This is a genomic window from Kiloniellales bacterium (genome assembly GCA_030064845.1).
Taxonomy (GTDB): Bacteria; Pseudomonadota; Alphaproteobacteria; order Kiloniellales; family JAKSDN01; genus JASJEC01.
The window spans coordinates 1-7,524 of sequence record JASJEC010000113.1 but is presented as its reverse complement, the minus strand read 5'-3'; the positions used below and the strand labels follow the sequence as shown (position 1 = coordinate 7,524).

Below are 7,524 nucleotides of genomic sequence, written 5' to 3'. Positions count from 1 at the left end.
GGCCCCGGGGGATCTGCCCTTCCTTTATCAGCGCCCGCCCGATGGCGTAGAACGGCAGGCCGTTCGACGCCGCGAAGCCGACGCGCATGCGCCGGCCGTCGGGCAGGAGGACCTGGCCCGAGCCCTGGACGTGGAGGAAGAAAACGTCGACGGGATCGTCGGCCCAGAGCAGCTCGAGGTCGCGACCGGCCAGGATGCCCTGGTCGATCTCGGCCCGGGGGAAATAGGGAACGAGCTGGGCGCCGCGGACCCGCCCGAGGATCCTCTCGCCGGCGAGATCGGCCCGGAAGCGGCCGAGGTCGACGGAGATCAGGTCGCCCGGCCGCCGGTAGAGCGGCCAGCGGAAGCGCTCGTCGCGTTTCAGCGAGCCGCGCAGCTCGGCCTCGTAGTAGCCGGTGAAGAGTCCCAGATCGGAGTCCGGCGCCGCCACGCGGAACGGCCGGAACCAGCGCTCCAGCACGGCCCGAGCCGCCGCCTCGTCGCCCTCGGGCAGGGCGGCCACCGCCTGGCAGGGCGCGCGCCAGTCGGCGACCTGGCCGCCCATGGACTCCGGACCGACCGGCCGCGCGTCGGGCTGCTTGAGGAAACTTCCGCAGGAGAGCCTGAGGGCGGGCAGCGCCGAGTCGACCCGGTCCTCGCGCCAGCCGGGCAGCTCGTCGAAGCCGACCTCGGTCAGGAGGACCGCCGGCTCGGGCGGGGGCGGCGCGGCCTTCTCCGGCTCCTTGCCGCAGGCCGCGAGGGCGACCGCAAGGGCGAGACAGGAGAGCGCCGGGATGCGCCCGCTGATCGTGCGTGCCTTCATCGGCAGGATTCCCGTGCTGGGCGCGATCGCGCCCCTCCGCTAGTTGGAGCTGCGGGTCGCCACCAAGGTCCAGTTGGGATCGCGGCTGCGCGTGTTGCGCGCGAAGGTCCAGATATCGGTGATCGTCGCCACGTTGTTCGGGTCTCCGTCGACCACCTCGCCCGCGGCGTCGCGGGTCACGTTGACCTGTTCGGAGACGAACTTGATGGTCAGGAAGGCCGTCTTGCCTTGCAGCTCGGCCTCGATCAGCTCGGCTTCCTTGATGCCGACCAGCGTGGTCTCGAGGGATTCCTTGGCGCTCTCCCGTGCCTTGATGGCGCCGGAGAAGTCCTCGAAGACGTCGTTGCTGAGCAGCGGCCGCAGCGTCTTGGCGTCGCCCTGGGCGAACGACAGGATGATCATCTCGAAGGCGGCTTTGGCGCCGGGAATGAAGATGTCCGGATCGAATTCCCGGTCGGCGAGCTTGATCTGGGTCAGGCCGGTCTCGAGCGGCGTCGCGCCTTCGGGCGGAACGAAGTCCTCCGGCTCCTCTTTCGCGGCGCCGGGGGCGCGCTCGTCCCGCTCGCGGTCCGGCAGAGGAATGACCTTGTCTTCCTCGTTCTCCTCCTGCTTCTGCTGGAAGGGATCGAAGCGCGGCCTGGGCTCCTCGTGCCCGGTGCGCCGGCCCAGCACGCTGCGCAGGCGCAAGATCACGAAGCCCGCAATGGCGGCGAGCAGAATGACGTCGAAGAACTGGAACCCGTTGCCCATATAAGCGCTACTCGTCTGTTACGACGTCACCGGCGATTGCGTGGCGACGGACCGAGGGAAGGCTAGACCCTGTGATCGCTTTGCGGCTATAGCTGCCCGCTCGGGGAATGGCGCGGCGGTCGCGAGACTGCCTTTCTAACCTCTCGTACTCTAGATAAGAAAGCCATAAGGAAAAAGAAAGAGCTTCCATGGGCTTGGTAATCCTCCTCGCGCTGATCCTCGCGCCCCTGATAGAGATCGGCGTGTTCATCGAGGTGGGCGGCGCCCTCGGCCTTTGGCCGACTTTGGGCCTGATCGTCCTGACCGCGCTGCTCGGCGCCTGGCAGCTGCGGGTGCAGGGCCTGGCCACGCTGACCAAGGCGCGGTCCCAGATGGACCGCGGCGTCATGCCCGCGCGCGAGCTGTTCGACGGGCTCTGCCTGCTGGCGGCGGGCGCGCTGCTGTTGACCCCGGGATTCGTCACCGACTCCCTGGGGGCGCTGCTCTTCGTGCCGCCGTTCCGCGATTTCCTGCGTCGCAGGGCGGCCCAACACCTCGCCGAGCACGGCGAGGTCTACGTCCACGCCTCGGCCGGGCGCCGGCCGCCCGGCAACGGGGATGTCATCGACGGGGACTACCGCGACGTAACGGATAGCGAACCCAAGGACCCGCCACCGAAGCTGAAACCATGATCCTGATCCGCCACGGCCAATCCCACTTCAATCTTCATTTCGGGGCGACGCGCGTCGATCCCGGTATCGTCGATCCCACCCTGACCGACCTCGGCGCCGAGCAGATCCGCGCCGCCGCGGACCAGGTCCGCGATCAGGACGTGCGGGTCATCCTGGCCAGCCCCTACACACGCACCCTGGAGAGCGCCGACATCATCGCCAGGGAGCTGGGCGTGGCGGTGACCGTCGAGCCGATCGTCCGCGAGCGCGCGTTCTTCACCTGCGATATCGGCACGCCGCGCTCGGAGCTGAACGAGCGCTGGCCTCACTTCGATTTCGGAGACCTGAACGAGGTCTGGTGGCCGGCGGAGGAGAGCGAGGCGGAACTTGGCGTGCGCTGCACCCGCTTCCGGGAGGACATGTCGGCGAAGGAGTACTGGCGCCACGTGCTGGTGGTCACCCACTGGGGGTTCATCCGCGGCCTCACCGGACAGGCGGTGGAGAACGCCGCCGTGGTGTCCTTCGATCCGGTCAACGGCGAGGTCCCCGTCCTTTCCGACTGAGGCCCTCTCGGACTGAGGCGCGCCCGTTGTTGTGCCCGGCCGCCATCCGTGTTAGCGAAGCCGCCGCTCCGGAGCGGCGCCAGGTCCGCTTCCGGCGACGACCAGCCCTGCTCTGAGGAGAGACGACCATGGCGGAAAGCGAAGCAACGGAAACGGGTTCGGGAGAGGCGCCCGCCTCGAACGCCCGCCTGCTGCTCAACACCCACTACGTCAGGGACCTCTCGTTCGAGAATCCCAACGCGCCGATGGTCTACGCCGACCTGCCGTCGGCGCCGACGATCGACGTCACGGTCAACGTCGACGTACGAAACCTTCAGGAGCGCCTCTTCGAGGTCGTTCTGAGCATGCGGGTCAAGGCCCATGCGGAGGAGCTGACGGTGTTCCTCGTCGAGCTTGATTTCGCCGGCCTCGCCACGGTCGGCGATGCCGTGCCGGAGCCGGAAGTCGAGAAGATGCTGCTGATCGACGTGCCGCGCTTCCTGTTCCCCTTCGCCCGCGCGGTGGTCAGCGACGTGACCCGGGACGGCGGCTTTCCGCCGCTGCTGATCAACCCGATCGATTTCGAAGACCTCTACGAGAGCCGCCAGGCGCGAGACGCCGAGCTGGCCCAGTCCGCCGGTCAATAACGGGAAGAGGTCGGCGCTCGTAGGGCGATGTCGTGCTCGCAGTCGTATCTCGAGCCCGGATCTTTCTCCCGAAATAAATAGACCTGCTCCCAGGTTTCGTCCCACCCGCCCTGCTTGGTCAGGGAGCGCTGCGCGCCTGAAGCGTCAGTCTTGACCACACACCAGATCGCCAGGTCGCAGGAAGCCATGGAATCGAAGTAGGCGTCCAGGAAGGTCTCAAACCAGGACGTGTCCACGCCGATGGAGCGCTGGCTCTCGTCCCCATCCAGAAACACGAGACCCCAGGGATGCTTGGGTCCGAAGCCCTCTTCGCAGTAGGCGATACCCGTGTTGCTTGCCTTGTGCTCGAAGACCGACCAACAGGGAAATCGCTGGCCAGGTTCGCCGTAATCCCAAAGCCTCATCACTTCTTTGGGTTCGACGCGCAGATCTCGGATATGGGATAAAACCCGCGGCTCGGAGACCCTCTCGAGGTCCGAGTCGACCAGCCGATTGACAAGGTACGCGTCGAGGACCATCCCCGCCGCCAGCCGCTACCGCGCCCAGATCGGGTCGCTCAGCGTCTCCAGCATGGCCGCATGGGACCGCAGCTCTTCCGCCGTGGGCGCGTGCGGACGCGCCGGCCGGACCGGCCGCTTGACCGCCGCCACCGGTTGGGCCGATTCCCGCCGGTCGAGATCGAAGCCCGGCTGACGGCCGCCGCTCAGTTCGAGGTACACCTCCGAGAGCAGCTCGCAATCGAGAAAGGCGCCGTGCAGGCTGCGCGCCGAGTTGTCGATCCCGAGGCGCCGGCAGAGCGCGTCCAGGCTGACCTGGGCGCCGGGATACTTGGCCCGCGCCAGCGCCACGGTATCGACCGCGCGGGCGGGGCTGAGCGGCCGGTGGCCCAGCCGCGTCAGCTCGGCGTTGAGGAACTTGAGGTCGAAGGCCGCGTTGTGAATGACCAGACGCGCGTCGCCCAGGAAGGCGAGCAGCTCTTCGGCCACCTCGGCGAACCTCGGCTTGTCGCGCAGGAAATCCTCGCTCAGGCCGTGAACGCGGAACGCCTCCTCGGGCATGTCGCGCTCCGGGTTCAGGTAGGTCTGGTAGTCCTTGCCCGTCCGCACGCCGTTGACCAGCTCCATGCCGGCGATCTCGACGATCCGGTGGCCGGCCTCCGGTTCGAGCCCGGTGGTTTCGGTGTCGAGAACGATCTCACGCATGACGGATCCTGGCCGGTGCGAACTTGGGCTGCGAGCGCGGCGGCCAGTGCCGCCCTTCTCGCCGCTGCAAGAGTCTGACGATCGCGGCGAGTCGACGCAAGGTCTCGCGTTTGCCGGCGCCGGTGGAGACCACGAAGTCGGCGCGGCGGCGCTTCTCGCGGTCGCTCATCTGCTGGGCGCGGATCGCTCGCAGCTTCTCGCGGGTCATGCCGGGCCGGGCGAGCACGCGGGCCGCCTGGATCCGGGCCGGCGCGCTGACCACGACCACGGCGTCGCACGAGGCTTCGCCGCCGGTCTCGAACAGCAGTGGGATGTCGAGCACGACCAGCGGCACGCGGCGGCGGGCCATCGAGGCCAGAAAGCGGCGGGTCCGGCGGCGCACCAGGGGGTGAAGAATGGCTTCCAGGTCGGCCAACGCCTTGGCGTCCTTGAACACGATCGCGCCGAGCGCCTGGCGGTCGACGGCGCCCGCCTTGACCGCCTGGGGGAAGCGCCGGGCCACGGCGGGCACCGCCTCGCCGCCCTTCGCCGTCAGGCGGTGAACCGCCGCATCGGCCTCATGCACCGGGACGCCGAGCCGCCGGAACACCTGCGCGGCGTGGCTCTTGCCCATGCCGATCGATCCGGTAAGGCCGAGGATGACCATGGCGCTTCAGGCGCCGAGAACGAAGCGGCGCAGATCGTCGGTGACCTCGGGCTCTACGCCGAACCAGCGGGCGAAGCCGGGACGGGCCTGATGCAGAAGCATGCCGAGGCCGTCCACCACCGGGTTGCCGTGGCGCCGCGCCGCCGCCAGCAGCGCGGTCTCGAGAGGGTTGTAGACGATGTCGTAGACCGCCGCGCCGGCCGGCAATCCCCCCAGGTCGAGCGCCAGCGGCGGCTGGCCGGTCATGCCGAGCGAGGTCGTGTTAACCAGCAGGTTGGCCTCGGCCAAGGCGCCGGCGGGCGGCCAGGCGATCGTGGTGACCGGCCCTCCAAGCGACTTGGCCAGCGCCGCCGCACGTTCGGCCGTGCGGTTGGCGACGCGGACCTCGGGCGCCCCCGCGTCGATCAGGGCCACGGCAACGGCGCGGGCCGCACCGCCCGCGCCCAGGACGACCGCCGGCCCGACCTCGGCGCGCCACGCGGGCAGAGTCTGCCGCAGGTGCGCGAGGAACCCGAAGGCGTCGCTGTTGGCGCCGAGCGTCTTGCCGTCCTCGAACACGATGGTGTTGACCGCGCCGATGCGTTCCGCCACCGGGTCGACCGAATCGCAGGCCGCCAGGGCCGCCAGCTTGTGGGGCAGGGTCACGTTGACGCCGCGGAACCCGAGCGACGCCAGGGCGTCGAGCACCTTCGCGAAGGCATCGGGCTCGACCGGCAGCGGCAGGTAGGCGCCGTCGATCCCGTGATGCTGCAGCCAGTAGCCGTGGAGCCGCGGCGACAGCGAGTGGGCGACCGGCCAGCCCATGACGCCGGCGAGGCGCGCGGCACCGCTCAGGATCATGGCCGGAGTACCTTCTGGGCGCGCAGGAAATCGAGCAGCGGCAGCAGCGGCAGGCCGAGAACCGTGAAGAAGTCGCCCTCGACCCGGCTGAACAGCTGGGCGCCCAGGCCCTCGAGCTGATAGGCGCCAACCGACTCGCAGGCGCGCGCGCCGACCGCCGCCAGATAGTCCTCGATGAAGGCATCGCTAAGCGGCCGCATGGTCAGCTGCGCCTGGTCGGCCGCGTGCCAGAGGTAGCCGTCGTCGCGCACCGCGCAGACGGCGGAGATCAGGCGGTGCGTCCGGCCGCTGAGGCGCCGCAGGTGCGCCGCGGCCTCGGCCCGATCGCGCGGCTTGTCGAGCAGGGCGCCCTCGAGGTCAAGGACCTGATCGGCGCCGATCACCAGGGCGCCGGCGCGGCGCTGGGACACGCGGCGGGCCTTGAGCTCAGCGAGTGTCTCGGCGACTTGGGCCGGCGTCGCCTGCTCGGCCGCCAGCGAGTTCTTGATTTCGGCCTCGTCGACCTGGGCCGGGTCGGCGGCGACCGACACACCGGCTTCGGCCAACATGCGGGCGCGGGACCGGCTGGCCGAGGCGAGCACGACGGCAATGGCGCCGTCCTGCAGGGCCGCGGCGCTCACGCCGGCTGACCGCCGCGGTGGGCGGCAAGGTGGTTCAGGATCGTCGCCGCCGTCTCCTCGATCGAACGGCGGGTCACATCGATAACCGGCCAGTCGTGCCGGCTGCACAGGCGGCGCGCGACCGCCACCTCCTCCTTGACGCTCTCGAGGTCGGTGTAGTCGGTCTCCTCGCCGTGCGCGGCCATCATGCGCATGCGGTTGCGCCGCAGCTGGACCAGCCGCGCGGGATCCTTGGTCAGCCCGACGATCAGGGGCGCCCGCAGGGTGAGCAGTTCCTCGGGCAAGGGGCAGCCGGGAACGATCGGCACGTTGGCCGCCTTGATGCCCCGGTTGGCCAGATAGATGCAGGTCGGCGTCTTCGAGGTTCGCGACACGCCGACCAGGATGATGTCGGCCTGCTCCAGGTGTGCGCTCGACTGCCCGTCGTCGTGTGACAGCGCGAAGTTCATGGCGTCGATGCGCTGGAAGTAGCCCGCGTCCATGACGTGCTGCAGACCCGGTCGGCCGCTCATCTCGACCTTGAAGACGCCGGCCAGAGCGTGGATCACCGGATCGAGGATCGGCACGCAGACCACGCCGAGCTCCCGGCAGCCGTCGATCAGCCTTTTGCGCAGGTCGTCGTTGACGATGGTGCAGAGCACGACACCGGGCTCGCGCTCGATGCCGCGCAGCACCTTCTCCATTTGCCCCTTCGTCCGAATCAGGGACCAGACATGCTCGTGCGGCTCGACGCCGGCGAACTGCACCAGGCAGGCGCGGGCCACCGAGCTGACGGTTTCACCCGTGGCGTCGGACACCAGGTGCATGTGATAGACGGTCATGTCC

General features: G+C 69.4%; 11 protein-coding genes. 3 read left to right on the top strand and 8 right to left on the bottom strand.

From position 1 onward, the window contains the following. Both QNJ67_23375 and QNJ67_23370 read right to left on the bottom strand, forming a co-directional pair. On the bottom strand, nucleotides 1–802 hold an 802-nt coding region (locus QNJ67_23375; GenBank protein MDJ0611933.1), incomplete at its 3' end, for an MltA domain-containing protein. A gap of 39 nt (nucleotides 803–841) precedes the next feature. Beyond that, nucleotides 842–1,552, bottom strand: a complete 711-nt coding sequence (locus tag QNJ67_23370) for a Tim44/TimA family putative adaptor protein (protein MDJ0611932.1) — start codon at nucleotides 1,550–1,552, stop codon at nucleotides 842–844. A gap of 188 nt (nucleotides 1,553–1,740) precedes the next feature. On the opposite strand from QNJ67_23370, the gene QNJ67_23365 reads away from it, so the two are divergent. The 3 genes from QNJ67_23365 to secB all read left to right on the top strand — a co-directional run bounded on the left by QNJ67_23365 (nucleotide 1,741) and on the right by secB (nucleotide 3,391). Next, nucleotides 1,741–2,223, top strand: coding sequence for an FxsA family protein (locus QNJ67_23365; GenBank protein ID MDJ0611931.1), 483 nt, complete (start codon nucleotides 1,741–1,743; stop codon nucleotides 2,221–2,223). Beyond that, on the top strand, nucleotides 2,220–2,765 hold the full coding sequence (locus QNJ67_23360) for a histidine phosphatase family protein (protein ID MDJ0611930.1): 546 nt from the start codon (nucleotides 2,220–2,222) through the stop codon (nucleotides 2,763–2,765). Before QNJ67_23365 ends, QNJ67_23360 begins: the two co-directional genes overlap by 4 nt. A 128-nt stretch (nucleotides 2,766–2,893) precedes the next feature. Then, nucleotides 2,894–3,391: a protein-export chaperone SecB gene (gene secB / locus QNJ67_23355; protein MDJ0611929.1), complete on the top strand. Its 498-nt coding sequence runs from the start codon at nucleotides 2,894–2,896 to the stop codon at nucleotides 3,389–3,391. On the opposite strand, the gene QNJ67_23350 is transcribed toward secB, so the two are convergent. Genes QNJ67_23350 through QNJ67_23325 form a run of 6 tightly spaced genes read right to left on the bottom strand, consistent with a single transcriptional unit; the run spans nucleotide 3,385 to nucleotide 7,520 of the window. Then, complete coding sequence (locus QNJ67_23350) at nucleotides 3,385–3,909, bottom strand: hypothetical protein (GenBank protein ID MDJ0611928.1); 525 nt, start codon at nucleotides 3,907–3,909, stop codon at nucleotides 3,385–3,387. The two genes, secB and QNJ67_23350, sit on opposite strands and share 7 nt — an antisense overlap. 15 nt (nucleotides 3,910–3,924) lie before the next feature. After that, nucleotides 3,925–4,593, bottom strand: coding sequence for a DNA polymerase III subunit epsilon (gene dnaQ, locus QNJ67_23345; protein ID MDJ0611927.1), 669 nt, complete (start codon nucleotides 4,591–4,593; stop codon nucleotides 3,925–3,927). Further along, nucleotides 4,586–5,239, bottom strand: a complete 654-nt coding sequence (gene coaE, locus QNJ67_23340; protein ID MDJ0611926.1) for a dephospho-CoA kinase — start codon at nucleotides 5,237–5,239, stop codon at nucleotides 4,586–4,588. The genes dnaQ and coaE overlap by 8 nt, the downstream gene beginning before the upstream one ends. Before the next feature lie 6 nt (nucleotides 5,240–5,245). Further along, entirely contained in the window at nucleotides 5,246–6,079 is an 834-nt protein-coding gene (locus tag QNJ67_23335) for a shikimate dehydrogenase (GenBank protein ID MDJ0611925.1), read from the bottom strand. Continuing rightward, the gene (locus tag QNJ67_23330; GenBank protein MDJ0611924.1) at nucleotides 6,076–6,699 is read right to left on the bottom strand and encodes a Maf family protein; all 624 of its coding nucleotides are present in this window, start codon (nucleotides 6,697–6,699) and stop codon (nucleotides 6,076–6,078) included. The genes QNJ67_23335 and QNJ67_23330 overlap by 4 nt, the downstream gene beginning before the upstream one ends. Next, nucleotides 6,696–7,520, bottom strand: coding sequence for a pyruvate, water dikinase regulatory protein (locus QNJ67_23325; protein MDJ0611923.1), 825 nt, complete (start codon nucleotides 7,518–7,520; stop codon nucleotides 6,696–6,698). Before QNJ67_23325 ends, QNJ67_23330 begins: the two co-directional genes overlap by 4 nt. Between the last annotated feature and the right edge of the window lie 4 nt (nucleotides 7,521–7,524).

Coding starts and splice junctions, on each gene's coding strand:
- secB (MDJ0611929.1), top strand. CDS start 2,894: ATGGCGGAAAGCGAAGCAACGGAAACGGGTTCGGGAGAGGCGCCCGCC.
- QNJ67_23360 (MDJ0611930.1), top strand. CDS start 2,220: ATGATCCTGATCCGCCACGGCCAATCCCACTTCAATCTTCATTTCGGG.
- QNJ67_23370 (MDJ0611932.1), bottom strand. CDS start 1,552: ATGGGCAACGGGTTCCAGTTCTTCGACGTCATTCTGCTCGCCGCCATT.
- dnaQ (MDJ0611927.1), bottom strand. CDS start 4,593: ATGCGTGAGATCGTTCTCGACACCGAAACCACCGGGCTCGAACCGGAG.
- QNJ67_23325 (MDJ0611923.1), bottom strand. CDS start 7,520: ATGACCGTCTATCACATGCACCTGGTGTCCGACGCCACGGGTGAAACC.
- QNJ67_23365 (MDJ0611931.1), top strand. CDS start 1,741: ATGGGCTTGGTAATCCTCCTCGCGCTGATCCTCGCGCCCCTGATAGAG.
- QNJ67_23335 (MDJ0611925.1), bottom strand. CDS start 6,079: ATGATCCTGAGCGGTGCCGCGCGCCTCGCCGGCGTCATGGGCTGGCCG.
- QNJ67_23350 (MDJ0611928.1), bottom strand. CDS start 3,909: ATGGTCCTCGACGCGTACCTTGTCAATCGGCTGGTCGACTCGGACCTC.
- coaE (MDJ0611926.1), bottom strand. CDS start 5,239: ATGGTCATCCTCGGCCTTACCGGATCGATCGGCATGGGCAAGAGCCAC.